This is a genomic window from Aulosira sp. FACHB-615 (genome assembly GCF_014698045.1).
Taxonomy (GTDB): Bacteria; Cyanobacteriota; Cyanobacteriia; order Cyanobacteriales; family Nostocaceae; genus Nostoc_B.
Genome location: NZ_JACJSE010000003.1, coordinates 521,252 through 546,206, shown reverse-complemented (window position 1 = coordinate 546,206; position 24,955 = coordinate 521,252). Strand labels below are relative to the sequence as shown.

The window sequence follows — 24,955 nt, the reverse complement described above, 5'->3', positions numbered from 1 at the left end:
CAAGAGATGATTACACCCCATGTTGTTTAAACCATGCTTGGAGTTTTTGCCAGCCTTCTTTGGCTTCTTGCTCGCGGTAAGATGGGCGATAATCTGCAAAAAAGGCGTGGGGTGCATCTGGATAAACGATAATTTCTGATTTGCTGCTACTGGATTTGAGGCGATCGCGCATTTGTTCTACTGTATCTACAGGTATGCCTGTATCTTTACCGCCGTATAATCCCAAGACAGGGACTTTTAATGTGGAAGCAATATCAACGGGATGTTTGGGTGTGAGTTCTGTAGAGTTACCCACAAGTCTGCCATACCATGCTACACCTGCTTTGACTTGGGGATTATGTGCAGCATAGAGCCAAGTAATTCTTCCACCCCAGCAAAAGCCTGTAATTCCAATTCTCTTGGTATTTCCCTTGGCTGATTTTGCTGCCCAGTTGACTGTTGCATCTAGGTCAGATAGTACCTGTGCATCAGGAACTTTGCTAACAATCGGACGGATTTCGTCTATGTTGCTTAATTTTGACACATCACCTTGACGCACAAATAATTCTGGTGCGATCGCTAAATACCCCAACTTGGCAAAGCGACGACAAACATCTTGAATATGCTCATGGACACCAAAAATTTCTTGAATTACCAAAACCACTGGGAAATTCCTGCCAGTTGCAGGTACGGCTCTATAAGCAGGAATTTCGCCATCTTTAACCGGAATTTTCACTGCACCCGCCGTTAAGCCCTTGCTATCGGTGGTAATTACTTTAGCAAATACAGGCTGTACTGCTAAAACAAAGCCTGTTGTCAGGGTGGCTGTGGTGATAAATTGGCGACGTGATATTTCTTTCATTGTCTTGATATTTGGTCTTGGTCTGATGTTTTGTGGTGTAAAGTGACCTAACAGACTGGTGATAGTTAGATTTACTAACAATCATTATTACTAAGTATTACATATCTAGCCGTTCTAGTAGTCTGCCAAGACAACTTTGCATGGTGGATAGCAGAGGGGCAGAGGGGCAGGGGAGAAAGTACCTTCATTCCCCCCTGCTCCCCTGCTCCTCTGCTCCCTTGCTGCGTCTACACAGCAATTCTGGGTTGGTACACTACTAGTTCTATTTGTATAGATGAACAAAAGAGACTTGCGGAAAGTAGTGTTGTATTTTCCCAAAGGATATGTAATACTCTTGGTATTCTACGGTAATTCTATAGGTTTATCGTACTTTAAGGTTGAGTAGACTTTTGTTTGCTTAGACTTTGAGGTGCATTCAAACTACCATACAAGGAAAAATTCATGAGTAACCTACAACTTTACTTCGCCAAAGCCTCTACCTTCTCTCAAAGAACCCGCGTGGTTCTGCTAGAAAAGAAAATTGACTTTACCCCAGTTGAAATTGACTTACAGAACAAGCCATCAGATTTCACGCAGGTTTCGCGCTATGGTAAAGTACCAGCAATTAAGCATGGGGATGTAGAACTTTATGAATCTGCGGTAATTAATGAATATCTAGAAGAAGTCTTTCCAGAGCCAGCTTTGTTACCTCATGATCCTACAACAAAAGCGATCGCGCGGATTTGGATTGACTACGCCAATAGTCGTTTTGTCCCCGCGTTTAACAAATTCTTGCGTGGTAAAGATGCTCAAGAACAAGAACAAGGGCGGCAAGAATTTATCGAGGCACTTTTGTATATTGAACAAGAAGGATTAGGTAAGCTATCTGGTAACGGCCCTTATTGGTTGGGTGAACAGTTTAGTTTAGTTGATATCAGCTTTTATCCTTGGTTTGAGCGTTTACCCGTCCTCGAACACTTCCGTAAGTTCACCTTACCAGCAGAAACACCCCGTTTGCTGCAATGGTGGAATGCAGTAGAAAGTCGTGAGTCTATTCAAGCAGTAGCAAATCCTGTGAATTTCTATTTAGAAAGATTCGCTAAAGTTCTTGGTGAACCTAATGGTGTTGCAGTTGCTCAAAAGTAATATTTAGCTTTTTTCACCTACTCTCACTTTTCATAATTCTGAGTAAGTGATTAAATTTGCGGTTCGGTGATTTGGGAAGTAGAAATTTCTGCTTCCCATTTTTATTAAGCCTTTGGGGGCGAGAACAGGGAAAAAACTAGCCCCGAAGCAAGGTTTAAAACCAAGTAAAATCTCCACTGTTCCCTGTTCCCTTTGATCAGCTTAATACAGAGAAGCCAAAACCTGATCAACTGCGGCGCGGAATGCGGTGGCTGCACCAGCACTCATATCACGCGGCGCACAGACGCGATTTCTGACGTAGGCAAGAGCGATCGCGCCAACTGCTGATACTGTTGTTTCTATACTATTTTTGCCACCAGTCCGACCTCCTGGTAAGGGGGCGCTATCACCATGAATCAGGTATTCTGCCAACAGTCTTAAATGCAAATCCACCGCTTCTTTAACTGTGGTAATATCACCATCTATAGCCAATGCTTGCACACCAGAATTTTTGATAATATCTGCGATCGCAACTTCATGGTTATCGCTGAGTCTTTCTGCTGCTTCGGCGCGATATTGAATAGCATTACTATCTGCTGTATTTAAAGGTAAGGCGTTTCCTGTTGGTTCAATACCAAACCTCCGGCGCAGCAGTAAATTATTGGTGGTGTCGTCTGATTTGACGCGATGATAAGCAGGACGTTCATTCAACGCTGCAAACCAAGCATTAATCCGTGGGAAGCGGGGATTTCCTTTGATTTGATAGCCCCGATACACAGGTAAATTCGCCGCCAGTCTATCTAAATGGGGGCTATACATAATATCAACTAAGCTAAAGGTTGATAAAAAGTAGGGGCCTGGATATTTGCCTAAAGTTTGCTCAAGCTCATCTAGACTGGTTTCAAAGGTAGCTTGTAAGTTAGCTAACTCATCCGCATCTGTCGGAGTTTCCCGCAAGAATTTATAAGCAAGATTACGAAAACCATTAGTTTCTGCATCTTCTACCCACTGTCTAGCTACAGCATTTTCTTCTGGGTCTTCAGGAAGTAGTGACGGACTAGGAAATCTCGCTTCTAAAGCTAAGAGAATATCTTTAGATTCGTAGACTAACTCACCCTCGATTTTGGCGGCTGGGACAAGGGTTGTGGGAACTAAATCCGTATACCATTTGGGTTTATTGCTTAAGTCAATAAACTCTGTTTCAAAGGGAATTTGTTTTTCTTCTAAAGCAAACCACACTCTTTCACAAAAAGGACACCAAGAGTTTGTATCGCGGTAAAGCAATACGGGTGGTGTGGTGTCTGGCGGTAGTTTATGCAGACTGCTAGGAATAGGTGCAGTAGATGGAGACTGTCCTGGTCGGCGTACCCGCCGCGCTGGGGTGTGTTTTTGAGCAATTTCCGATAACTGTTCCCAGGTAGATGCTGTAGTTGGAGTGGTCATATTTTTGTAATTTCTAATAATGTTGCAGAATTGATTACCATCCCTGTTGTGTGGGACGGATGAGAATTTCATTGACATTCACCCGTGGCGGTTGAGTGACTGCATAGACAATGGCTGCGGCTATATCTTCGCTTTCTAGTGGGGTGACGGTTTTACGTCGTTCTTCACTACGTTGCTTGGCGATGGGGTCGTCAATCAAGTCGTTGATTTCTGTATCCACTAAACCGGGTTCGATGATCGTGACGCGGATGTTATGTTGGTAAACTTCTTGACGTAATGCTTCCGAAAAACCATTGACACCCCATTTTGTGGCGTTGTAGATCCCAATCCCGGCTCTAGCTGTACGACCCGCTACTGAAGAGATGTTAACGATATGTCCAGAATTTTGGGCTTTCAAAATTGGCAAAACAGAGTGTGTTGCATACAGCACACCTAAAACGTTGATATCAATCATCCGTCGCCAATTTGCGGTGTTACCACCATCAATCTCGCCAATAACGGCAATCCCGGCATTGTTGACTAAAATATCAACTCTTCCCCAGGCAGCGATCGCTTTATCTACCAAATTTTTGACTTGGGTTTCATCGGTAACATCTGTAACTATCGGTAATGCTTTGCCGCCATTTTCAGTAATCTTTTGCGCTACTGCATCTAGTCGGTCAGAACGCCTGGCTGCAATTACTACTTGCGCTCCCTCTGCGGCTAAGGCGATCGCAGTTGCTTCACCTATCCCCGCAGAAGCTCCAGTAACAATTGCTACTTTTCCTTCTAATTTACCTGCCATATATTTATCCCAATTAACAGTTCACGGCTACATTGCTCATCAATAAATTGTTGCCTTGTCTTGCTAATAGCTTGATTTTTAGAACAGTCTATGAGAGATTATTTAAATAATATACGGTTTGTCTATCGATTTAACGCCTTTTATAAAAAATAAATTATCAAAGTTATTTTCTATAAATAGATAAGCTGTATTTATTAAATGTTTTATCGGCTTTTGATAAAACTCATCTACCAAAAAGCAGACTTTAAGTTTGCTTGCTAATTTTGGCGATATCAAGGATAAATTAATGATTTATATAAATTTAGAAAGAGAATTATTAGATGAAGAATTATGGTCTATACGACCAGCTTTAAAATTACCGATTAAAGTTCAGTTGCTAATTGCAAAAGAGCAAATTAAACAAGATATTTGGGATGTGTCGAAAAAGCCCTAAATTAAGAGTTGATATGTAGTCTGAGTAACTTGACAAGTCAAGGATTAAGCCCTAAATTTTTAAGTGTTACATAGCGGTTCTCGGTTGGATGAGGTACATTTCAACCCCACCCCCAACCCCTCCCCGCAAGCGGGGAGGGGAGCGTTTGCGTAAGCAAATGCGGGGTGGGGTTCCTACTGTATTACAAGCAAGTAAGAGCCGCTATATAAAGCACTGTAACCGCAAATACACCAGGGAATAATCCAATGCCGAGGAATTTCAAAACTCACTTGATGCAGTTGCGCTGGCCAATTATGATCAGCACAGCATTATTAATGCCTTTAAGTTTTAATACACCAGCAATATCTCAATCAACTGTAAAGATAGCACAAAGACCAGCAGCTAACGATTTACAACAATTAGTAGTTAATCGCAAGTTGTGGAATCAGCAAAATATCCGCAATTATCGCTATACACTATCAAGGAGTTGTTTTTGTGCGCCTGCTGCCAGAGGGCCAGTAATTATTACTGTTAGAAATGGGATTACAGCATCCATCACCACAACTACAGGTGAACCGATTAGTAACCCAGAATTTTTTGAAAGATACAAAACAATTCCCAAACTGTTTAATGTGATTGCAGATGCGATCGCCCGTCGAGCAGATAATGTTGATGTAACATACAACAGTCGGCGTGGTTATCCCACCCAAATTAGCATCGACTACAGCTTTCAAACAGCTGACGAGGAATTGTTCTTGACAATTGAGAATTTCCAAACACTCTAACCAAGTAGTTTGATGAGAAGATAGGAGCGATCGCTAACTTTCACTGCTAATTTATAAATCCTTTTTTTGCAGTTCCATTAATAGATAGGTGTTGAACTCGTAATAGCCTCTCACTGATGCAGAATAAGCATCACGTAGTTCTGCATTAGTGATTTTGGCGCGTAACTCTTCAATTATTTCAATAGCTGCTTGAATGTGTGTTTGGGCTGGTTGTAAATTACCCCGTCTGTATTCTAGGGAAGCCATGTTAGAGAGGGTGAGGATTTCCCCTTTTCTGTCCCCCACTGCACGACGTATAGATAAAGCTTGGTTGTAATATTTGAGGGCTTCTTCTTGTTCTCCTAATGATTTGTGGATACCGCCAATATTATGGAGGATAGTGGCTTCCCTTCTTTTCTCGCCTACTGCGCGGAGTATGGGTAAAGCTTGGTCAAAATATTTGAGAGCTTCTTGCGGTTCTCCCAATGAGGCGTAGACAAAGCCAATATCATTGAGGGTACGGGCTTCAATTCTTTTGTCTTTCACTGCAAGGCCTATGGATAAAGCTTGGTTGAGATATTTGATTGCTGCTTGCTTTTCTCCTAAAGCAGCGTAGACTAAGCTAATATTTTTCAGGGTACTGGCTTCCTGTTCTCTATCCCCGACTGCACGAAGTATTGGTAAAGCTTGGTTATAGTATTTGAGAGCTTGTTGCGGTTCTTCTAATGAGTTGTAGATAACACCAAGATAGTTGAGAGTTAGGGCTTCCACTTTTTTGTCCCCCACTGCACGGCTGATCAGTAAAGCTCGGTTGAAGTGTTTGAGTGCTTCTTCCCTTTCTCCTAATGAGAGGTAGACTTTGCCAATATTGTTGAGGGTGGCGGCTTCCCCTGCTCTATCCTCCACTGCGCGGAGTATTGGTAGAGCTTGGTTGAAATATTTGAGTACTTCTTGTGTTTCTCCCAAATCGTCGTAGACTAAGCCAAGTTGATTGAGAGTTTCGGCTTCCCGGCTTTGCTCATCAAGTTTTTGCCAAAGCTTCAGAGCTGCTTGGTATTTACCAATTGCTTGTCGCAGTGATTCTGCTGTCCCCTGTTGATAAAACTGCATTCCCTCTTGAAAAAGGCGTTTCGCAGTAGCGCGAGTGGTATCTTGTTGAGTGGTTTGCTGTTCTATCTGCAACCCTTGGTTTTTCGGTGTCGCCGCCACAACATCAGCAAACATTACCGCACTCAGCAATAAAGTTACACTGTAGCGGGTAAACTGTGCGAGAAACCACCAGCAAATTCCCTGATTATTTGCACTCCCCATGATTTTTCAGCCTCAATCAGTAATTATTAGACCTCTTGTATGAATGTTATAAAACACGAATTTTAAGTCTCGCGCATACCGCAAGCGGAACTCGCAGAGTAGGGGCAAAGATGAAAAAAATTACGATACTACAGCAAAATCTGTATACTGCCTCATCTGCGGTTCATGAAATGCCAGTACAATATCATCTTTAGGAACACCGGCACGAACTAAATCAGTTGCAATGCCTTCTTCAGTCCAATCTTCTTCAATCCAGAATTTGCCATCACGAATCCGCACATAGACTGTTATACCAGAAACACGTTCTCCATTTTGCCAACCCAGATTCATCCAAATATAATTATTCTGTGATTCATCCACAATCAAAAATCTCTCTATATCTGAGTTGGAATGGCGGTTACTAAATTCTACATACTCAGTTAAAATGCGCTTAATTAACTTAGGATACTCTATTAATTTATCCATTGCATAATCTCACATTGAGAGAACAAACGCTAATAACTTTCGCCAACAAATGACAAATGACAAATAACAAATGACCATTCATAACTGATTTCTGGCTTTAAGTTGTAGATATCTTTCAACCAACTGGTCAGTAATTTGATTTGCTGGTGCATCAAGTACCAAGACTCCTTTTTGCTTTAATTGAGCAAAGGCTACTTGACGTTGTGCTAATAAATCTAAAGCCACAGCACGACTATAAGCTGCTGTCACCTCTTGAGTAAATGTGTGCGCTAGATGATCAACTTGGGGATCTCGCAAAGTGACGCAGAAGGGTAAATAACGGGGCGCTAACCGAGAGAGTGCGGCTAATAATTCCGTAGAAGCGGTGACATCAACTAAATCGGTGATGACAACTACTAAGGCACGGCGAGTTTGCCGTTGTACTACATTGGTAACAGCCCCTAAATAATCAGATTCGAGTAAAACTGGCTGAATGGGAGTGAGATAATCGATTAATTTACCCAGATGAGATTGTCCGCGTTCTGGGGAAACCCATGTGTGCATTTGGCGGTCAAATACACCCACCCCGACGCGATCGCCCCGATGTAATCCGGCTAATGCTAATGATAAAGTAGCATTTAAACCCCAATCAAATCGCTGTAAGCCTTTGACTTGTGCTGTCATTAGCCGACCACGGTCTAATAAAATAATCAAGGTTTGTTCTTGTTCTGGTTCTAACACCCTGACCAAAGGTGGAGTATTCCCAGTAGTTCTCCTGGCGGTGGCTTTCCAATCAATAAAACGTAAATCATCACCAGTGTGATAGTTCCGCAGTTCTGCAAACTCTGTACCGATACCCATGCGGCGAGATTGGCGGATGGAACCTGATGATTGTAAGGTGAGGCGAATAGAGAGCGATCGCAACCCAATTAAATCAGGATAAACTTTGACTGCAACATTTTGCGGTATTTGCCAATTATGCCAAGCTAACCCCCAAGTTCCCAACTGTCGCACTTGAATATTTCCCCAAGGAAATTCCCCTCGTTGTCTGGGGTGGACAGTGTAAGTTAATTCTTGGGTAGTGTTAGCGGGAATAGTGGCGGTGAGTGTCGGGGTAGATACGCCAAATTCTGGGGGATAGTAATCACGAATTTGAATAATTGCGTCAGTGTTTGCGGCTGTTACCGTCAACATTACCGGATTATCTCGCCCAATTGATAAGCGTTGCGGTAAGTCGCGCTTGATTTGCACTCGTAATGAACGGACTCGCAACCCATCCACCATCATCAATATCAGAATAATGGCATCAAATAATAAAGTGATGGCGATGCTAACGGGAATGGTGAGGAATAGGGAAAGGATGGGTGCGATCGCAATTCCTAATCCTAATAAAAAATAAACTCTTTGAGAAGCAACCATGTTTTATTTAGTTTTTTGCTAATTTTTGTAAGTATTTTTTAGAAATCTAAACCCAACTTTCCCAAGCAATTTCTCTTACTTGCTGCATTCGCTCAAAATCACTATCGCATGAAACGATAATCAATGAATGGCGTAAGGCTGTCGCAGCTATCCAGAGGTCATTTTCACTAATCCCGATAGTATTTAATTGAGTTGTGCTACGTTTAGTTTTTTCTTTGGGGCCAAAATGCTTGATTAATTCAGATTTAAAGTCACCGTAAATTTCTGTAGTTTCTTTATCGATTCCATATAAGTTAATTCGCTGCAATACCGCATTAACTTTGATTAAGTTAGCAGCTTTCTGTTGGGAATTTTGCGCCATAAAGCGTAATTCTCCTGCAACAATAACACTAGTAGACAGTTGTATTTGACCAAGCGATCGCAGGTGATTGGCAACACTAGGTAAACCCTCCATCAAGAAGGAACAATGATTGGTATCAAGAAGATACATGATTAAAATTCAAGTTGTATTCGATTTTCATGAACTAATTGCAGACATTCTCTGATATCTGAACCTTCCCAACTCCCGACAAATTCTAATAAATCTTCGGCAGTAGAATTAGTAACATTATGTTCTGCTTTGAGTGGTTGAGAAACTTGGTTATTTACTGATATATTTTCTAGCTGGTGTTTGGCTTGCAAAAACTGAATAAAATCTAAAATTTCCTGTAATAAAGGTTCAGGCAATTTCTCTAGTTCTTGGTTAATCTGTTCTTTGATTTTCATTTTTACCTCAATCATTTATCCAATTGTAAGATATTGATTAGCTTATCAATTTTTATCATTGACATTTCATCGGGGGACTTTAACTTGATTAATTACCGACGCAATAATCGCATCAATTTGTAAACCATCTAACATAGCTTCTGGTTTAAGTAGCAAACGATGACGTAACAAAGGTGAAGCTACAGCTTTCACATCATCTGGTGTGACAAAATCGCGTCCGGCTAACCATGCGGCGGCTTGAGATGTTTGCAACCAAGCACCAGCCGCACGGGGTGACGCGCCCAAAGCTAAATCAGGAAATTGGCGTGATGCTCTCACTAAAGCTAAAAGATAATCGATAATTTTTTCAGATATTTGCACTTGTTTCACTTCTTGGCGTGCTTGTAAAATTTCTGCGACTGTTGCTACTGGTTGTAAATTAAAAATATCTATCCGTCGCGCGGCAAATCCGGCTTGACGATTGAGTAACATTTGTTTTTCTGCGGCTTGGTCAGGATAATCTACTAATAGTTTGAATAAAAACCTGTCTAACTGTGCTTCTGGTAAAGGATAAGTCCCTTCAAATTCCAAAGGGTTTTGTGTTGCTATTACCCAAAATAAATCCGGCAAAGGTAAACTTTCACCATCTAAGGTAACTTGCATTTCTTCCATTGCTTCTAACAGTGCCGCTTGAGTTTTAGGAGGAGTGCGGTTAATTTCATCTGCTAGTAACACTTCGGTAAAGACTGGCCCTTTTTTGAGGGTAAAACTGCGACTATTTAAGTCAAAAATATTTGTTCCGGTAATATCTGAGGGTAAAACATCTGGTGTAAGTTGAATACGGCGAAAATCACCTTGAATTAACTGGGCTAAAACTTTGACTAGAAGTGTTTTACCTGTTCCGGGTACACCTTCTAAAATTACGTGTCCACCTCCTAACAAGGCTATTAGCAACTGCTGGATGAGGCTAGATTGTCCCACTACAATTTGATTGAGTTTTTGTTCCAGGGTAATTAAGACAGAATGGTTTTGGCTCATAATTTTTATGAATAGAAATCAGAATTTATCAGTCAAAATTTAGCATAACCTTGTTATGCAAGTGTTAGTGACTAGAGTCTAGTATTACCTATAGTCAACTCTGGGGAAATGATGAGTATTTTAATTCGTCAAATTTTAGTTGCATAACCTGAAAACGAACCCCCTTTTTAAACTAACCATTATAAACATCTTTCTTCACAATTGGCTTCTCAGTAGGTTGATGAAATGCTTGGCTTCATGGATAGCGTAGGTAAAGAGGGCTAGGAGGTTAGGTTTTTAAGATTTTGATGTGAACAATAGTACTTTTTAAACAAACTCTGATAACTAAAGAATATTGGACAATTAGCAGCCGGAATCGCCCATAAAGTAAATAATCCGATTAATTTTATTGCTGGTAACTTAAGTTTTGTCGAACAGTATATTCAAGAGATAGTTACTTTACTCCAACTTTATCAAAAGTATCTGCCTGAACCGCCCAATGAAATTCAATGTGCAATTAAATCAAAGGCACAGGTTTGGGTCTATCAATTTCTTACCAAATCGTAGTTAACAATCATCATGGCAAATTATATTATAATTCCAAGCTAGGCGAAGGTTTAGAGTTTGTCATTGAGCTACCTATTAGATAAATGCTGCTGTAATAAACCAATGATGACTTCGGGTAATTCTAAATGAGGGAGGACTCCAGCATCAGCGATCGCATAAAATTTAGATACAGCATTTAAATTTAAATTTGCTAACCTCCGCCCTAATTTAATACTCGTAAATTGTGCTTCCTCACCCCAAAAAAATACAGTTGGGATAGTTAACTGTTGCAGATACAAACTCAAATCAAAATATAAATCACCCCGCAAAAATGCCAAGGCGGCAAACCTCGCATTAGGTTGTTGTGCTGAAGTTAAATAAGCAGCGACCATTTCTGGCGAAACACGTCCGGGTTTAGCAAACAAAAAACTTTGTAAAAAATTCCGCACTGCCAATTCATTTTCTGCACCCAACCCATAAATTAAACTATCTACTAGGGGTGTATTGATCACAGAAAGTGGTAGCCTGCGTCCAGCACCTTGCCCAAAATCATCAAACCCCGAAGGACAAACTAAATATAATGATTGGAATAATTGCGGCTGAGTAATAGCCAAACGAATAGTTAAAGCAGCCGTCAGTGATGATGCAATAACTTGTACAGGTTGGCGACAAGTTTGAGTAATAAATTCAGCCAGCGTCGTCAAATAATCTTTAATTTGATAATCGCGTACCGGGTGTGCAGAATCGCCCCAACCAATTAAATCAGGCGCTAAAATGCGATATTTATCCGCGAATGCTGGGTACACCTTCGACCATTCATAAGCCGAAGCCCCACCCCCAAAATTATGCAGAAATAATAGTGGCGGTAAATCTTCACTGTCAGCATTCAACCAAGGTGCAGATGTCTGAGTATAATACACCATCGCTCCCAAGGAAGTATGAATCACTTTCTGCCCAAAGCCAGGAGGTTGAAATTGAAGCATAATATGAAGTATAAGAATCCGGTTTGATTTCTGAATTTATTGGTGTAGGTAGGGAATAGGGAATAGGGAATAGGGAATAGGGAATGGGGAGTAGGAAAGAAGCCTGATATGGGTGTACTGATTTTTTTCAAAAATCAAATATGATTCCTATAGTCCTAAATAATTTACAAACATCTCTCTCCCTTGTCCCCCGCGTCCCCCTCATCTTCCAACAAAATGATCAAAAACCTAACGATTATCCCTCGTAATATGAGTCAATTCATTTAAATTGTCACCGCTAATTTTATAAGCATTGCCAAAACCAAGGACAAAACGGCCGGAACTGGGAATAAGTTGAAAAATGCGAAAGTCCCCTAAGCTTTTTAAGACTTCAATCATTTCACCAAAGCGTTCTTGCAGTTGGTCAACAATTTTATTCCAAGTCTCTGTATCTCGTTCTATTAAAGTCGCAGTACAATCAAAAGTTAAACGACGACGAGCAAAAATGTTATTACTTTTTGTTTCATCTTCAATAAATAAAATACTCACACGGGGATTAGCATAAATATTTTGGGTGTGGGCTGCCAAGTCACTGATATAAATATAAATATTTTTGGCTGCATCACTGACGAAAGGTGCATAACTACTATTAGGTATACCCTCTGGATTAACAGTACTAATAATGACACTTTGAAACTCTTGCAGAAAATTTGCGTATTCAGCTTGAGCGTTTTCTAGTTGGCTCATAAGTAAGTTTTTGTATGATTAACAACATTTAGGTAAGTATTTTAGCGTTTTGAGCGATCGCAAAAATACCAATTTATTGTACCTACTTCCTCATCTTGAAGACCAAATCGGAATTAGCTACAGACATCGCCAAAATCCTATCAGTGATTAGCAAGATTGAAAAAACCATTATTCCATAGATGTGCCTACACGATATCCATCCTAAAATATAGTACCTAGTGCTACACTTTAACCAAAGAGACTATCAAATGAAAATTTACAAAAACCGTACTTTTGACCGTTGGGCGCGGAAGGAAGAGTTAAACAACCTTAGTCTCTGTAACGCTGCAAACGAAATGGCCGCAGGGCTTTATGATGCTGATTTAGGAGGTGGGTTGTTTAAAAAACGCATAGCAAAACCAGGGAAAGGTAAACGTGGTGGATTTCGGACACTAGTAGCTACTAATAATGAAGATCGTTGGTTTTTTATTTTTGGCTTTTCAAAAAACGAACGCAGTAACATTGACAAAGATGAAGAAGAAGCTCTGAAAATGTTATCTAAGCAATTACTTGCTTATACACTAGAAGAGCTTGAACAGGCAAAAAATAGTAATGCGTTAATAGAGGTGATTTGTAATGCGGAAGAAAAAATCAGCAATTCTGGAAGCAGTTCATGAGACAGCAAAAGACCTACACAAAGCTGGACTAATGAATCAAACTACATTGCGCGACTTTGAACACTTATGTATACCTCCTATTGAGCCACTAGAACCTAATCAAATTAAAGAAATACGGGAATCATCTCAAGTCAGCCAAGCTGTTTTTGCACGTATTTTGAATATAAGTCCTTCAACAGTTCAAAAATGGGAAATAGGACAAAAAAAGCCTAGTGGAGCATCTCTTAAGCTACTGCACTTAGTAAAAAACCGTGGATTAAACAGTGTTTTGTATTAAAATTTTTGGCTCGTAAAACTTCCTTACGGGTTATTTCTATAATTTAACTTGTAAACTATTATTCACCTCTAGTCACTCAAAAAAATTTTAATGAGGACGTAATTGTGAATGACAAAAATCGTTATCAATGGGACTTAGGCAGGTTTATCAATACCCTGTCTTACTTCGAGGTTATTCCTTTTCTCAACTGCATCAAAAAACTTATCCAAGGTCGTTCCCAAGAAACACAACATAGACCTAATGGAGAAAAAAGCGTGGGTGTAATACTAGTAGCAGGTGCAACGGGTGGACTTGGTAAGCGAGTCGTCAGGCGACTGAGAGAACGAGGTTATCAAGTGCGCGGTTTAGTACGTGATATTGATCAAGCACGGTCAATTTTGGGTAATGATGTTGACTTAGTAGTTGCAGACATCACCAAACCTGAAACTTTAACCGCATTAGTCATGGCGAATATTCAAGCCGTGATTTGTTGTACAGCAGTGCGTGTCCAACCCGTGGAAGGCGACACCGCCAATAGAGACAAATATTATCAAGGTGTGAAATTTTACCAGCCGGAAATTGTTGGCGACACTCCCGAAAATGTCGAATATCAAGGTGTGAAAAACTTAGTCGCCGCAGCCGCCACATATCTCCCCGCCGCAAATGAAAAACTAATCTTTGATTTTACTCATCCCTCTGCTGAATTAAAAAATATTTGGGGTGCGTTAGATGATGTGGTGATGGGTGGAGTGAGTTCTAGTAATATTCAACTCATAGACAATGCTGCTTTGTTTGCTGGTAATGTTTCTACAGCCAACTCCGGCGGTTTTGCATCTGTGAGAACTAAAAACTTTGACCCACCGTTTAATTTATCTGGTTACACAGGTGTAGAACTACGAGTTAAAGGTGATGGACAACGTTATAAACTCTTTCTCCGCCCTGATGCAACTTGGGATGGTTTAGGTTACAGCTATTCTTTTGATACGGTAGCTAATACTTGGATAAATATTCGCATTCCTTTTACAGAATTAACACCTGTATTTCGCGCCAAAACTGTTAAAGATGCTCCACCATTAAATAATAGTAAAATTAGCTCATTTCAACTGATGTTGAGCAAATTTGAATATGATGGGGCGTTAAATCCCAAATTTAGCCCTGGTGGTTTTTGTTTGCAGGTGGAATCTATTAAAGCTTATGGAGAGAAGACTTTATCAAAATTTGTGCTGGTTAGTTCCGCAGGTGTCACTCGTCCCGGAAGACCAGGAATTAATTTAGATGAAGAACCTCCCGCAGTCAGATTAAATGACCAGTTAGGTGGTATTTTAACCTGGAAATTAAAAGGCGAAGATAGTTTAAGAGCTAGTGGTATTCCTTACACAATTATTAGACCTTGTGCCTTAACTGAAGAAAGTGGTGGACAGGAGTTAATTTTAGAACAAGGTGATAACATTCGGGGCAAAATCAGCCGTGAGGATGTGGCAGAACTTTGCGTACAAGCGTTAGAACAAAGTCAAGTACATAATGTCACTTTTGAAATCAAAGCAACAGAAAATAAAGTTAACTCTCGTAATTGGGAGACGCTATTTTCTGGTTTACAACCTGATAAATAAATCAACTGTAGCAATCCTATTTGATTGTTAAATTATTGGTTGAAGCTGGGAGTAGGGAGTAGAGAGTAGATTTGTTTGTAATTCATTTAGGGCTGCTATATAGATTGATCAATATATCAGCATACTTGGTTAGGTGGTGCGATCGCACCACCTAACCAACCTTTTTTACTCTCTACGCCTCCGGTTACTGAGCGTAGTCGAAGTATGCGTCTGGGCGTGAAACAACTTACAATGAAAAGCACTCAAACATTAGGAATTGCGGTGGTTTTAGCCATTATCCTCTGGGCTAGTTTATTCTCTAACACTGCATCATCACAGCAAGTCGAATCTCGTCTGAATAACTTACAAGCGGATTTTAATCGCATAGAGTCGCGGTTAAACCAAATAGAATCTCAACTCGGAAACACTCGCCAGTCTCCTAACTCGCGCACAACAATTACCGTCCCACAGTCAACTCGACGGAATTTATCACAAGCAGAACGGGATAAAATGTTTGACCGTTTAGCGACTTTAGTGGTTGAATTAAAACAACAAGTAAATACTCTAGAACAACGTATTACTAAGTTAGAATCCCGTTAATTAATATGACAGCAAATATTTCAGATGCAATGACATACGAGGGTGGTTGTCATTGTGGCGCGGTACGTTTTCGAGTTGTTGTTAACAACCACAAAGTTGATGATTGTAACTGTTCGATTTGCCGAAAGAAGGGTTTTTTACATTTAATAGTCCCACGGGAACAATTTACTTTATTACAAGGTGAAACCGAGTTAAAAACTTACAAGTTTAATACAGGCGTTGCTCAACATAAATTCTGTAAGACTTGCGGAATACATTCTTTTTATATTCCACGCAGCCATCCTGATTGCATAGATGTTAATGTCCGATGCTTAGATGGCGATGTTATCTCCAATTTTGAAATTGTGCCTTTTGATGGGATGAATTGGGAAGAAAATATTCATAAGTTGATTAATTAACATTAATATGAGTATTTACTTATTACTTGTTACTAAATGAACGCGAAAATAAATTTTCGTACTGCACTCAACCGAAAAACGCTGTAAGTAATTACATGGGTGTTTGTAATTTAAATCAGCTTCCTGAATATTTCGGAGAAATATAACAGATGGAATAGGAAATAAATATCTACTGAATTGTTGCGAAACGTAAATAATAATCAGCTTAAATTCCTAATTTATTCAAAAAGTGGGGAGCTAATTTTTCACAAATTATTTATAACTGCTATAGTATTAATGTATGCTCTAGAGTAGAGCAGAGAAGTTATCTGCGATTTATTGTTGTTTGAAGAAAAAACACAAAATATATATTTTTGTAGAGCAATTGCTAAAGAAAGATGATGAAACTCCAACCACAGGCAAATGAGATTATATAAAAGTTGTACGAGGAGTGAATGGATATCTGATTAGCCTGTTTTACAAGCTGATATATCTGAATAAAGGGAATCTCATCAAGCAAGTATAGGAAAATTATTCAGTTTGTATCAGTTATTAACCCTTTAGAATTAGGGAAAATTTCTATGAATCAACCATATCTTTCTCCCGATGATTTACCTTCTCATAAAACAACACTAATTAGTGAAGTATTACTTAGTCAGTTAGAAGAGACAATCAAACAAAGGTTTTTTGCAGTTTGCGATCGCACCGTCCGTCTTTTATTATCTAGTTGTCATTGGTATTTCAAAATCAATAGCGGTATTCTCATATTAATTATGGTTTGCCATGATATCGAAAGTTATCAGAACATTATGATGACTGTGCCGCATTTAGCCGAAAAGTTAAAGCAATTTGCTAACCAAGCCAAAATCAGTATTAGTTCTCCAGTTAACCAAGGCGTTCCTTGGGTAATCAGTGTCAATGATATCTTTTTCGGAGAAGAATCATCTGAGCGTTGACTCCTAATCAATCAAGGAGTGTATAAACTCAAATCTTCCATTAAAAGACTGAAGTCACAGGCCAGTTACTAAAAAAATACTGGCTTGGCTACACAGGCAAAACCCACTAAGACGCTAGTAAGTCGCTGTTTGTGTAGCCTTAAACTCCAGTCTAAGAAATACAAATTTAACAGTGAACAGTCATCAATAAAAAGGAGTCAGAAGACAGAAGTCAGAATTCAGAATTAGTGAATACTCCAACCATAAAGGAATAGATTTGAAATCAAGAAGAAAGTTTTATTTTGATTTCGCCCACGAGGAACGAGGTTTTCCACCCATATTCATCACCCAGCGATGCACGGAGCTTGCCGTTCGCGTAGCATCTCCGGCAGGAGAAGTTTCATACAGAATTCATACTGGATTCTGACTCCTGATTTCTGAATTCTTCTTCATAAAAAACTGATAACTGATTTAAAAATTTAAACTCGGCCAGTCTGGTTCACGATAATAACGTGTCATATCATCAAACTTCCGCAATTCAACTCGGTTAACCAGAAACTCTGGCGAATTTCCTAGCCACTGTTGATTTAACTCCGCAAGTAAATCACTGAATTTATTGCGGTCTAAATCTGGCGCTATATCACCAAAATAGCTCAATGTAATATGGGCTGTGAGGTGATAATGTTGTTCAATTCCCAATGCAATCAATTGGGGATTTTGATAAATTGTGCGGCGGAATTGAATTATCTGTTCATAAGAACTTTCATCTTTGGGGACTAAACAAACCGCCAAAGCTCTTGGCATGAGAACTAATCCCAACATTTGCCAGGAAATTGGGTTAGTTCCTGATGTTATGGTTTGTTGATATTGTTGAAATGTTTCCCCGATGTAACGGTGTAATTCTTCCTCAAACTTGGGATTTTTCTCACAAGCATCAAGATAAGCATGATCCCAAATTAAATCTGCCAAAGTTAAATGAAAGCTGGCAGGTGGTACAGGAACAATCAAATCCTGGTTGACAGGTAACTGTAAAAGTTGCTGTTGGTAAGTTGTTAAGGTTGCATAGAAAGCAGCGTTTTCTGCCGCTTCCTCTGCGGTTGGGGTAATTAATGTATAACCAGGAAAAGGCGCTGCTTGTCTTGTTCCAGAAGCAGGTAGGAATTTAGAAGACTCCTGGATATGCTGAACTTGGGTTTTATATGATTCTGGTAGCATCATTCTTGCTAACCGGTTCAGGTAAGTTTGGTAGTTGTCGTCCAATCTTCAATAGCCTCACGTTCTTACTTGATAGATTTTAGGGAAAATTATCCAGTTGTGACTAAGTTGACTTAAAAAGTATTGAGGATTTGACTAAGGGAGAGGGAAGTGTGGGAGGGGTGGGAGGTGTGGGAGGATAGTGAAGAAATCTTTCCCCCCACACTCCCCACACTTCCCACACTCCCCATTCTCTTCACACATAAGAGGTTGATATATGCCGGTTTTGGTTTACTGGGGTGAAGATGACTTTGTTATGGAAAAAGCGGTTAATTCGTTGCGCGATCGCATTTTAGATCCCCTGTGGACAGATTTTAACTATTCTTATTTTGCGCCTGATCAATCTGATGCGGCGATTTCGGCTTTAAATCAAGCGATGACTCCGGCTTTTGGCGCTGGTGGACGTTTGGTTTGGCTGATGAACACTAACCTTTGTCAACAATGTCCTGAAAATGTATTGGCGGAGTTAACGCGCACCTTACCAGTCATTCCCGAAAATTCCTATTTACTGCTTACCAGTCGCAATAAACCAGATGAACGGCTGAAATCTACCAAATTGCTGAAACAATCCGCCACAGAGTTTCGGGAATTTTCGCTGATTCCCCCGTGGAAAACTGAATTAATTGTGCAAGCTGTACAGCAAGCAGCGCAAACAGTAGGAGTGCAACTCGCGCCGAAAACTGCCGAACTGTTAGCCGAAGCTGTGGGTAATGATACAAGGCTGCTTTACAACGAGTTAGAAAAATTGCGGCTGTATCATCTTGATAACAAAAAGCCTTTAGATGTCGAAACTGTTAGTAAATTAGTCAGAAATACTACGCAAAATAGTTTACAATTAGCAGCAGCAATTAGAACAGGCGATACAGGCAAAGCTTTAACTGTGTTGACTGACTTGCTGAATGCGGCAGAACCAGGATTGCGGATAGTGGCAACATTAATTGGTCAATTTCGCACTTGGTTATGGGTCAAAATTGTCACAGATAGCGGTGAGCGTAACCCGCAGGCGATCGCTCAAGCTGCTGATGTCAACAACCCTAAACGTATCTACTTTTTACAACAAGAAGTCAAATTTCTGTCTGTGCAGCAACTAATTTCGTGTTTACCGTTACTCTTGGAGTTAGAAGTCAGCCTTAAGCAAGGATCTGGAGAAATATCCACACTCCAAACTAAAGTAATTGAACTTTGTCAAATATGTAAAGGCAACGGAAAATACATATAAAATTTCGGTACACTGAAATCTTGATTGGAACTTCTCACTCCCAAAATAATTCACAATCAATAAAGCACCCCTACGATTGAGTCCTGTGTCACAGACATGATGAACAACATCACTAACTTGTTTTTCCGAGATACACTGGCAAATTTATTACCTAAAAACTTTTGTTTCACAGTTATGGCTAGTGCAAGTTTGTTAGCCAGCACATTAACATTTACAGCCAAAGCCGACGCTCAAACTCCCACCGTCAATAATAATGAAATTGTCAGCTACGCCCAAGCTGTCTTAGCAATGGAACCATCGCGTCAACAAGCCTTTAGCGAAATCAAAAAATTAATCGGTGGCGGGGAAATTCCCCAGATTGTTTGTAACGACCCTAAAAGCATTAACAATCTACCACGCAAAGCCAGAAATATTGCCATCAACTACTGTAATCGCTCCCAAAAAATCGTGGAAGAAAATGGTTTAACCATTGAGCAGTTTAATAAGATTACTATAGAAATTCAAAACGACGATAACTTAAAAAGGCAAATTTACAACACCTTGATTCGTCTGCAAAAAAAATAATTTTGATAATTGCAAAATCAAAATTTAGCGGATGGGAATTGTAATCACAAATTCTGTACCTGTGCCTGGTAATGAAATACATTGTAATGACCCACGATGCTTTTCATTCACTATCTGGTAACTAATCGATAAGCCTAAACCAGTTCCCTTGCCAATTGGCTTAGTAGTAAAAAAGGGATCAAATAAACGTCTTTGTATTTCCTGGGGAATTCCTGTCCCATTATCAGCAATATGAATCCTAATATTTTCCTGATCACATTCAGAAGAAATGCGAATTATTGGCTGTGAACAGAGACTTTTTTCCCAAGCTTCTTCTACAGCATCAATGGCATTGGCTAAGATATTCATAAATACCTGATTTAATTGCCCAGCAAAACATTTAATCTCAGGCATTTCACAATAATCTTTAATGACTTGAATTTCGGGACGATGAGATTGGGCTTTCAGGCGATGGCGTAAAATTAACAAAGTGCTATCTATACCATCATGCACATTTGCACTTTTAAATTCAGCTTCATCTAAACGTGAAAAAATTCGCAAAGAAAGAACGATTTGATGAATACGTTCTGCGCCTACTTTCATGGAAGTTAGGATTTTGGGTAAATCTTGGAGGATATATTCAATATCAACCTCTTCCATGACATCTTGAATATGAGCCTCTGGGTAGGGATAGGATTGCTGATAAAGTTGAATTAAGTTCAAGATATCGTTAACATAATTTTCCGCGTGTCCCACATTACCATAAATAAAAGTCACGGGATTATTAATTTCATGGGCAACACCAGCAACCAATTGTCCTAAAGATGACATTTTCTCAGTTTGAATGAGTTGAGCCTGAGTTTGCTTTAACGCATTTAAAGTATTTTTTAAATCACGATTTTTGCGTTCAACTTCTTGTGTCCGTTCTTTGATTTTCTCTTCTAAATTTTGGCTATATGCTTCTAATTTATCCTTAGCGGCATACTGTTCTGTTAAAAGCTGCTTGACTTGTTGAATTAGCTGATTTAAAGAAATCGCTAGAACACCTACTTCATCTTGAGTAGTGACTGGTGCTTGTAAGTCAAAATCTGCATCTTCTGTGACTTTTTTGGCAATTTTGGTCACAGCCTGCAAAGGACGAGTGATTTTTTGGCTAATGAAATAGCCTATCAATGTAACAAGTGTTCCTCCTAAGAAAAACAAAATTTCTAAGCGTATCCACAGCGCATCTTGGGTTGTTTCTAATTTCAAGATTGGATAAAGTACAGTGGTAGTTAAAGACTGACTACCTCCTTTGAATAAGATACTTTTAGCGAAATATTCTTGTTGATTAATAACTACTTTGCTGGTGGATGAGTCAGGAGAAGGCGGTTGCCATGTTACCAGCTTAATTTCGGGTATAGTTGATGCAATAATTATGTCATTTTTTGTGCTGACTATTTGTTTAGTAGAACCAATAGCAATTTGTTCTAACAATGACTCATCTACTAAATTACCAATAATAATTCCGCCAATAATTTTTTTAGCAGATTTAATTGGCAAAATGGTTACTTGTAATACTTGTGAACTACCTTCTACATCAACAAAATCATTTAAAATAGAGCCACTACTGGCAAGATTAGTAATAGCTTTATCCAATAACTTAGAATTATTCAAACTTGCATGTTTGATTTCAACTAAGGTATCACTATTAGGATCAACTACTTTGATCCAATCAATTTCTAAGGCAGTCCTGATTGGTAGTAAATCTTGTAGTAGCTTTGCTGTATCTTTTTGTTCAATAGCTAAGTGAATTGTTTCACGTCCGGCTATTAAATTCACTTGAGTTTCTAAATCTTCCTGTTCATGCAGAAAATCTGTATGGACTCTGGCTGCAAAAATTGCAACTTCTTGGCGAAGATTCTGTTCCAGACTATTAGTAAACCAATGTCCAATAATCAACAAACAAAATATAAATATGCTCAAAAATACAGCCAGAAATGAGAAAACTATTTTCTGGCTGAGATTAAGACGAAAGCGAAAATTTCTTCGCATGACAGTTATAAATCTATTTAATTCTTGGTAATAAAGCCTTTATCTTGCAGTAGTTTAGTACCCTCTGAACTAAAGACAAAATCGATAAATCTTTGGGTATTAGATGTAGGTGTTTTCTGCCAAATTAGTCCGAGATGACGTACCATTTGGTATTTACCACTATTGAAATTTTCTTTATTTGGTGCATTACCATTCAGCTTGAGGTGATTGACTGGTAATTGATTAATTAAGGAATAAGCTAGAGAAAAAGCACCAATGGAATAAGGAGTACTTTGGATAGTATCAATTAACTCTCCTTCTTTATTGAGAATCACAGCTTGAGTTGTAGTTTTATCTTGACCTAGATAGTATTTTCTGAGTAGTTTTTTCGCAGATTCATCTTCTGGTCTATCCAAGACCACAATTTTAGCATTTGGCCCGCCTAATTCTTTCCAATTAGTAATTTTGCCAGCGTAAATGGACTTTAACTGATCAGTTGTTAAATTTGTTACACCTTTAACGCTGTTGTGGGTAGCAACGACAAGCAAATCTTGTGCAATTTCTCGATATTGAATTTTACCGTCGTCTTCTTCTGGCTTGAGTTTGTGGCTACTACCAGCAATATCGACAATACCATTTTTCAGGGCGGCGATCACTCCTTCTGATTGACTTTGGGAAACAAACTCAAATGTGTCCGTTTTGTTATTGGCTTGATACGCTTCTGTGAGTACTTTTAAAAGGGTGACAGATGAACTAGAAGGAGCTAGTTTGATTGGTGGCTGGGTTTGGGGATTATTTTGACTAGTAATTTGACTGTTATTTGTCGTACTAGGTGATTTGACGGAATTACAACTACAAAGTCCTAACACGACTAGTCCTAAGAGAATTCGAGTAGTAATAATTTTCATGGTGAGTCAGCCAATGCTTTGTTCAGAATAATTGTCATTTTAGATTACCCAAATACTTAAGCCAAGTAACAGTCAATAATCGTGAAATTACGGTGTAAACAATTCGTGATTGCAACAGCAGCACTTGTAAATATTGATAAGTTTTGTATCATCCTCAATACTCAGATTTTGCTAATCTATTTTTGCAGGCGATCGCTATTTCGTAGTTCACCCAACTCTCAGGAACACTACCCGCAAACTGCAAAATTTTTATACCAGTAAATAAAATTACAAAGTTTGAATTTAGTGGCGCATTCTCCAAACCCACTATAAAATCAGACTCAATCTTTATGTGGATGCCAATATTGCTATTTAATAGCAGGAAATTTGCTATGAGAAAAATTAATAAATCTATATTGTTAACTTTGACTACCGTTGGTTTATCTGTCAGTTATTCGAGCTTATTCGCCACTGAAAATAATCTTCAGCAAGCGACTAATTCACCAAAGCAATTATTGGCACAGTCCCAAACTATTCCTTATGTATATAAATATTTAGATGAAAATAAACGTGAAAGTTACGAATTTTTGAAAAAGCAACTAAACGCATCTATTCAAGATGCCAAAAAGCCAAGTCAAGATAAAGTTATTAATAACCTTTGGGCATTATCCGTCACTAACCCCAAAATTAAAACACGAGAACGGGACGGTAAAACAGAATTTTTGATGGTGAGTTGGCTATATTCATCAAATCCCAATACAGACTGGCCTGTAGGTACAAAACAAATCAGCCGCCAAACTTGGTTAACCGCATTTCCCCAAGTCCAAGAATTTTGCCAAAACTGCAAAGGAACAGGCATTAATTTGCCTGGGAATGTAATGTTAGCTCTAAGATTACAGCAGTATTTAGGTTTAATTTTAAATAAAAGTGCTAATAAAACTCACTTTGTAGAAATGTGGGTCAAAGCAGAGGACTTAAGTAGACCATGTATTGACCCAGAAATCAACGATTCGACTTGTAATGTTTTACCTGTTCCTGTACCTAAAAGTAATTCTCTGCTGCACGACATCTATAAAAACTCTTTTGAGAATGACAAAAAAGAATACTATCCTTGGACTGGTTTAGGTTATACATACGATTGGGGAAATCCAAAAAAGCCTCATGTTGGTGCTAGTGAATTTCTCATCAACGGTACTAACAACAAACCAGTTACAGTAGAAGTTGTGGCTGTTAAAGAAACTCTGGAATATTGTAATAACCAGTATTTGAAATAGCGGGTTTTCTAAGTTAGTCGCTATAGTTTCGGTTTCCAAAGCAACATGCTTGGTATATGAAAGGGTATGAGGGTGTAAGGTTTTTCATGCTTACACTCTCATACCCAAAACCCCTTGATTATTTAAGTGCTAAATACTATCGCAAATTTGCTGGTATTTCTTGTGGAACTACCCAATAGTAAATAGTTTTTCCATCTACTTGCAGTGTTTGTTGTGGTTTCCAGTCGCCCATATCAAAAGCGTGGGAAACAATTCTTGTACCGGGTTTGAGTTTTAATAATTCGGGGCGGAGTCTGAGGTTGACTTCCGGCAATAGGTAAAGTGTAATTACAGTAGCTTGACTTAAATCAGTTTTAAATAAGTCTTGCTGACGAAACTCTACAAGGTCTGTAACTCCTGCTTTTTGGGCGTTGGCATTCGCTTCTTGAATGCGTTCAGGGCTAATATCTATACCTACGCCGCGTGTACCATATTTTTGGGCGGCTGTGACTACGATTCGTCCATCACCACTACCAAGGTCATAAAGTACATCATTTTTACCTACCTTGGCTACTTGCAACATTGCATCAACTACAGGCTGTGGTGTGGGTACATAAGGAACATCACCAGGGCGTTCTTGCGGTTGAGTTGTTGTGGTAGTTGGTGTTTCGGTTTGAGAAGTTAAAACAGGTGGTTTTACTTCTGCGGCGGAGTCTTGTTGTTGGGCGGTGCATCCAGCAATTCCTAAAGTGGTGACACTAACGCCTGTAATTAATAAAAGCAACATTTTTTGAAACATGAATCTACTCCTAAAGCAAAAATGGTGAAAAAATCC

28 protein-coding genes are annotated in these 24,955 nt (G+C 39.2%); 13 read left to right on the top strand and 15 right to left on the bottom strand.

Translation table 11 applies throughout. The features are described 5' to 3' along the window. Positions 1-10: 10 nt before the first annotated feature. Positions 11-841, bottom strand: coding sequence for a dienelactone hydrolase family protein (locus tag H6G77_RS07080; protein WP_190871191.1), 831 nt, complete (start codon positions 839-841; stop codon positions 11-13). Between the two features lie 441 nt (positions 842-1,282). On the opposite strand from H6G77_RS07080, the gene H6G77_RS07075 reads away from it, so the two are divergent. Next, a complete protein-coding gene (locus H6G77_RS07075; RefSeq protein WP_190871190.1) occupies positions 1,283-1,966 on the top strand; it encodes a glutathione S-transferase family protein in 684 nt (227 codons plus the stop codon). A 201-nt stretch (positions 1,967-2,167) separates the two neighbouring features. Here the strand turns inward: H6G77_RS07075 and H6G77_RS07070 are convergent, their stop codons facing one another. Then, positions 2,168-3,388, bottom strand: coding sequence for a glutathione S-transferase family protein (locus H6G77_RS07070; protein ID WP_190673483.1), 1,221 nt, complete (start codon positions 3,386-3,388; stop codon positions 2,168-2,170). Positions 3,389-3,422: 34 nt separating this feature from the next. After that, entirely contained in the window at positions 3,423-4,172 is a 750-nt protein-coding gene (locus H6G77_RS07065; RefSeq protein WP_190871189.1) for an SDR family NAD(P)-dependent oxidoreductase, read from the bottom strand. Between the two features lie 250 nt (positions 4,173-4,422). On the opposite strand from H6G77_RS07065, the gene H6G77_RS07060 reads away from it, so the two are divergent. Together H6G77_RS07060 and H6G77_RS07055 are read left to right on the top strand one after the other, a co-directional pair. Then, positions 4,423-4,605, top strand: a complete 183-nt coding sequence (locus H6G77_RS07060; protein WP_190590605.1) for a hypothetical protein — start codon at positions 4,423-4,425, stop codon at positions 4,603-4,605. 245 nt (positions 4,606-4,850) lie between these two features. Next, entirely contained in the window at positions 4,851-5,369 is a 519-nt protein-coding gene (locus H6G77_RS07055; protein ID WP_242049155.1) for a DUF6174 domain-containing protein, read from the top strand. Between the two features lie 51 nt (positions 5,370-5,420). Here the strand turns inward: H6G77_RS07055 and H6G77_RS07050 are convergent, their stop codons facing one another. The 6 genes from H6G77_RS07050 to H6G77_RS07025 all read right to left on the bottom strand — a co-directional run bounded on the left by H6G77_RS07050 (position 5,421) and on the right by H6G77_RS07025 (position 10,304). After that, positions 5,421-6,659: a tetratricopeptide repeat protein gene (locus H6G77_RS07050; RefSeq protein WP_190871188.1), complete on the bottom strand. Its 1,239-nt coding sequence runs from the start codon at positions 6,657-6,659 to the stop codon at positions 5,421-5,423. A 120-nt stretch (positions 6,660-6,779) separates the two neighbouring features. Beyond that, the gene (locus H6G77_RS07045) at positions 6,780-7,124 is read right to left on the bottom strand and encodes a XisI protein (protein WP_190590607.1); all 345 of its coding nucleotides are present in this window, start codon (positions 7,122-7,124) and stop codon (positions 6,780-6,782) included. Positions 7,125-7,202: 78 nt separating this feature from the next. After that, positions 7,203-8,522 (bottom strand): DUF58 domain-containing protein, encoded by a 1,320-nt coding sequence (locus H6G77_RS07040; protein ID WP_190871187.1) that lies wholly within the window; start codon positions 8,520-8,522, stop codon positions 7,203-7,205. Between the two features lie 46 nt (positions 8,523-8,568). Further along, positions 8,569-9,012 (bottom strand): type II toxin-antitoxin system VapC family toxin, encoded by a 444-nt coding sequence (locus H6G77_RS07035; protein WP_190871186.1) that lies wholly within the window; start codon positions 9,010-9,012, stop codon positions 8,569-8,571. 2 nt (positions 9,013-9,014) lie between these two features. Further along, entirely contained in the window at positions 9,015-9,287 is a 273-nt protein-coding gene (locus H6G77_RS07030; RefSeq protein ID WP_190590610.1) for a DUF2281 domain-containing protein, read from the bottom strand. Between the two features lie 66 nt (positions 9,288-9,353). After that, positions 9,354-10,304 (bottom strand): MoxR family ATPase, encoded by a 951-nt coding sequence (locus H6G77_RS07025; protein WP_190871185.1) that lies wholly within the window; start codon positions 10,302-10,304, stop codon positions 9,354-9,356. 515 nt (positions 10,305-10,819) lie between these two features. Here H6G77_RS07025 and H6G77_RS36570 point away from each other — a divergent pair. Next, on the top strand, positions 10,820-10,933 hold the full coding sequence (locus tag H6G77_RS36570) for a hypothetical protein (protein ID WP_396019815.1): 114 nt from the start codon (positions 10,820-10,822) through the stop codon (positions 10,931-10,933). Here H6G77_RS36570 and H6G77_RS07015 read toward each other — a convergent pair. Together H6G77_RS07015 and H6G77_RS07010 are read right to left on the bottom strand one after the other, a co-directional pair. After that, entirely contained in the window at positions 10,919-11,812 is an 894-nt protein-coding gene (locus tag H6G77_RS07015; RefSeq protein ID WP_190871184.1) for an alpha/beta fold hydrolase, read from the bottom strand. The genes H6G77_RS36570 and H6G77_RS07015 overlap by 15 nt on opposite strands. 228 nt (positions 11,813-12,040) lie before the next feature. Continuing rightward, positions 12,041-12,538: a HugZ family protein gene (locus H6G77_RS07010; protein ID WP_190590613.1), complete on the bottom strand. Its 498-nt coding sequence runs from the start codon at positions 12,536-12,538 to the stop codon at positions 12,041-12,043. A gap of 248 nt (positions 12,539-12,786) precedes the next feature. Between H6G77_RS07010 and H6G77_RS07005 the strand changes: the two genes are divergently transcribed. The 6 genes from H6G77_RS07005 to H6G77_RS06980 all read left to right on the top strand — a co-directional run bounded on the left by H6G77_RS07005 (position 12,787) and on the right by H6G77_RS06980 (position 16,972). Next, a complete protein-coding gene (locus H6G77_RS07005) occupies positions 12,787-13,194 on the top strand; it encodes a type II toxin-antitoxin system RelE/ParE family toxin (protein ID WP_190673506.1) in 408 nt (135 codons plus the stop codon). After that, a complete protein-coding gene (locus tag H6G77_RS07000) occupies positions 13,154-13,471 on the top strand; it encodes a DNA-binding transcriptional regulator (protein ID WP_190590615.1) in 318 nt (105 codons plus the stop codon). Before H6G77_RS07005 ends, H6G77_RS07000 begins: the two co-directional genes overlap by 41 nt. A 104-nt stretch (positions 13,472-13,575) precedes the next feature. Beyond that, entirely contained in the window at positions 13,576-15,060 is a 1,485-nt protein-coding gene (locus H6G77_RS06995; RefSeq protein ID WP_190871183.1) for a CIA30 family protein, read from the top strand. A 231-nt stretch (positions 15,061-15,291) separates the two neighbouring features. Further along, complete coding sequence (locus H6G77_RS06990; RefSeq protein WP_190590617.1) at positions 15,292-15,639, top strand: hypothetical protein; 348 nt, start codon at positions 15,292-15,294, stop codon at positions 15,637-15,639. Positions 15,640-15,644: 5 nt separating this feature from the next. Then, complete coding sequence (locus tag H6G77_RS06985; RefSeq protein WP_190871182.1) at positions 15,645-16,037, top strand: GFA family protein; 393 nt, start codon at positions 15,645-15,647, stop codon at positions 16,035-16,037. A gap of 560 nt (positions 16,038-16,597) precedes the next feature. After that, complete coding sequence (locus H6G77_RS06980; RefSeq protein ID WP_190590619.1) at positions 16,598-16,972, top strand: hypothetical protein; 375 nt, start codon at positions 16,598-16,600, stop codon at positions 16,970-16,972. Between the two features lie 450 nt (positions 16,973-17,422). Here the strand turns inward: H6G77_RS06980 and H6G77_RS06975 are convergent, their stop codons facing one another. Continuing rightward, the gene (locus H6G77_RS06975; protein ID WP_190871181.1) at positions 17,423-18,211 is read right to left on the bottom strand and encodes a DUF1868 domain-containing protein; all 789 of its coding nucleotides are present in this window, start codon (positions 18,209-18,211) and stop codon (positions 17,423-17,425) included. Positions 18,212-18,422: 211 nt separating this feature from the next. On the opposite strand from H6G77_RS06975, the gene holA reads away from it, so the two are divergent. Both holA and H6G77_RS06965 read left to right on the top strand, forming a co-directional pair. Further along, positions 18,423-19,424 (top strand): DNA polymerase III subunit delta, encoded by a 1,002-nt coding sequence (gene holA, locus H6G77_RS06970; protein ID WP_190590621.1) that lies wholly within the window; start codon positions 18,423-18,425, stop codon positions 19,422-19,424. A 99-nt stretch (positions 19,425-19,523) separates the two neighbouring features. Next, a complete protein-coding gene (locus H6G77_RS06965; RefSeq protein WP_190590721.1) occupies positions 19,524-19,988 on the top strand; it encodes a DUF4168 domain-containing protein in 465 nt (154 codons plus the stop codon). Between the two features lie 24 nt (positions 19,989-20,012). Here H6G77_RS06965 and H6G77_RS06960 read toward each other — a convergent pair whose 3' ends face one another. Both H6G77_RS06960 and H6G77_RS06955 read right to left on the bottom strand, forming a co-directional pair. After that, positions 20,013-22,001: an ATP-binding protein gene (locus H6G77_RS06960; RefSeq protein ID WP_190673510.1), complete on the bottom strand. Its 1,989-nt coding sequence runs from the start codon at positions 21,999-22,001 to the stop codon at positions 20,013-20,015. Positions 22,002-22,018: 17 nt separating this feature from the next. Next, a complete protein-coding gene (locus H6G77_RS06955) occupies positions 22,019-22,888 on the bottom strand; it encodes a substrate-binding domain-containing protein (protein ID WP_190673513.1) in 870 nt (289 codons plus the stop codon). A gap of 371 nt (positions 22,889-23,259) precedes the next feature. On the opposite strand from H6G77_RS06955, the gene H6G77_RS06950 reads away from it, so the two are divergent. Then, entirely contained in the window at positions 23,260-24,141 is an 882-nt protein-coding gene (locus tag H6G77_RS06950) for a hypothetical protein (protein WP_190871180.1), read from the top strand. 136 nt (positions 24,142-24,277) lie between these two features. On the opposite strand, the gene H6G77_RS06945 is transcribed toward H6G77_RS06950, so the two are convergent. Beyond that, complete coding sequence (locus tag H6G77_RS06945; protein WP_190590625.1) at positions 24,278-24,919, bottom strand: cyclopropane-fatty-acyl-phospholipid synthase family protein; 642 nt, start codon at positions 24,917-24,919, stop codon at positions 24,278-24,280. Positions 24,920-24,955 lie beyond the last annotated feature (36 nt).

Excerpts from the sequence above, each read along its gene's own strand:
- H6G77_RS07080 (WP_190871191.1), bottom strand. The coding sequence starts at position 841 with ATGAAAGAAATATCACGTCGCCAATTTATCACCACAGCCACCCTGACA.
- H6G77_RS07075 (WP_190871190.1), top strand. The coding sequence starts at position 1,283 with ATGAGTAACCTACAACTTTACTTCGCCAAAGCCTCTACCTTCTCTCAA.
- H6G77_RS07070 (WP_190673483.1), bottom strand. The coding sequence starts at position 3,388 with ATGACCACTCCAACTACAGCATCTACCTGGGAACAGTTATCGGAAATT.
- H6G77_RS07065 (WP_190871189.1), bottom strand. The coding sequence starts at position 4,172 with ATGGCAGGTAAATTAGAAGGAAAAGTAGCAATTGTTACTGGAGCTTCT.
- H6G77_RS07055 (WP_242049155.1), top strand. The coding sequence starts at position 4,851 with ATGCCGAGGAATTTCAAAACTCACTTGATGCAGTTGCGCTGGCCAATT.
- H6G77_RS07050 (WP_190871188.1), bottom strand. The coding sequence starts at position 6,659 with ATGGGGAGTGCAAATAATCAGGGAATTTGCTGGTGGTTTCTCGCACAG.
- H6G77_RS07045 (WP_190590607.1), bottom strand. The coding sequence starts at position 7,124 with ATGGATAAATTAATAGAGTATCCTAAGTTAATTAAGCGCATTTTAACT.
- H6G77_RS07040 (WP_190871187.1), bottom strand. The coding sequence starts at position 8,522 with ATGGTTGCTTCTCAAAGAGTTTATTTTTTATTAGGATTAGGAATTGCG.
- H6G77_RS07035 (WP_190871186.1), bottom strand. The coding sequence starts at position 9,012 with ATGTATCTTCTTGATACCAATCATTGTTCCTTCTTGATGGAGGGTTTA.
- H6G77_RS07030 (WP_190590610.1), bottom strand. The coding sequence starts at position 9,287 with ATGAAAATCAAAGAACAGATTAACCAAGAACTAGAGAAATTGCCTGAA.
- H6G77_RS07025 (WP_190871185.1), bottom strand. The coding sequence starts at position 10,304 with ATGAGCCAAAACCATTCTGTCTTAATTACCCTGGAACAAAAACTCAAT.
- H6G77_RS07015 (WP_190871184.1), bottom strand. The coding sequence starts at position 11,812 with ATGCTTCAATTTCAACCTCCTGGCTTTGGGCAGAAAGTGATTCATACT.
- H6G77_RS07010 (WP_190590613.1), bottom strand. The coding sequence starts at position 12,538 with ATGAGCCAACTAGAAAACGCTCAAGCTGAATACGCAAATTTTCTGCAA.
- H6G77_RS07005 (WP_190673506.1), top strand. The coding sequence starts at position 12,787 with ATGAAAATTTACAAAAACCGTACTTTTGACCGTTGGGCGCGGAAGGAA.
- H6G77_RS07000 (WP_190590615.1), top strand. The coding sequence starts at position 13,154 with ATGCGGAAGAAAAAATCAGCAATTCTGGAAGCAGTTCATGAGACAGCA.
- H6G77_RS06990 (WP_190590617.1), top strand. The coding sequence starts at position 15,292 with ATGAAAAGCACTCAAACATTAGGAATTGCGGTGGTTTTAGCCATTATC.
- H6G77_RS06985 (WP_190871182.1), top strand. The coding sequence starts at position 15,645 with ATGACAGCAAATATTTCAGATGCAATGACATACGAGGGTGGTTGTCAT.
- H6G77_RS06980 (WP_190590619.1), top strand. The coding sequence starts at position 16,598 with ATGAATCAACCATATCTTTCTCCCGATGATTTACCTTCTCATAAAACA.
- holA (WP_190590621.1), top strand. The coding sequence starts at position 18,423 with ATGCCGGTTTTGGTTTACTGGGGTGAAGATGACTTTGTTATGGAAAAA.
- H6G77_RS06965 (WP_190590721.1), top strand. The coding sequence starts at position 19,524 with ATGAACAACATCACTAACTTGTTTTTCCGAGATACACTGGCAAATTTA.
- H6G77_RS06960 (WP_190673510.1), bottom strand. The coding sequence starts at position 22,001 with ATGCGAAGAAATTTTCGCTTTCGTCTTAATCTCAGCCAGAAAATAGTT.
- H6G77_RS06955 (WP_190673513.1), bottom strand. The coding sequence starts at position 22,888 with ATGAAAATTATTACTACTCGAATTCTCTTAGGACTAGTCGTGTTAGGA.
- H6G77_RS06950 (WP_190871180.1), top strand. The coding sequence starts at position 23,260 with ATGAGAAAAATTAATAAATCTATATTGTTAACTTTGACTACCGTTGGT.
- H6G77_RS06945 (WP_190590625.1), bottom strand. The coding sequence starts at position 24,919 with ATGTTTCAAAAAATGTTGCTTTTATTAATTACAGGCGTTAGTGTCACC.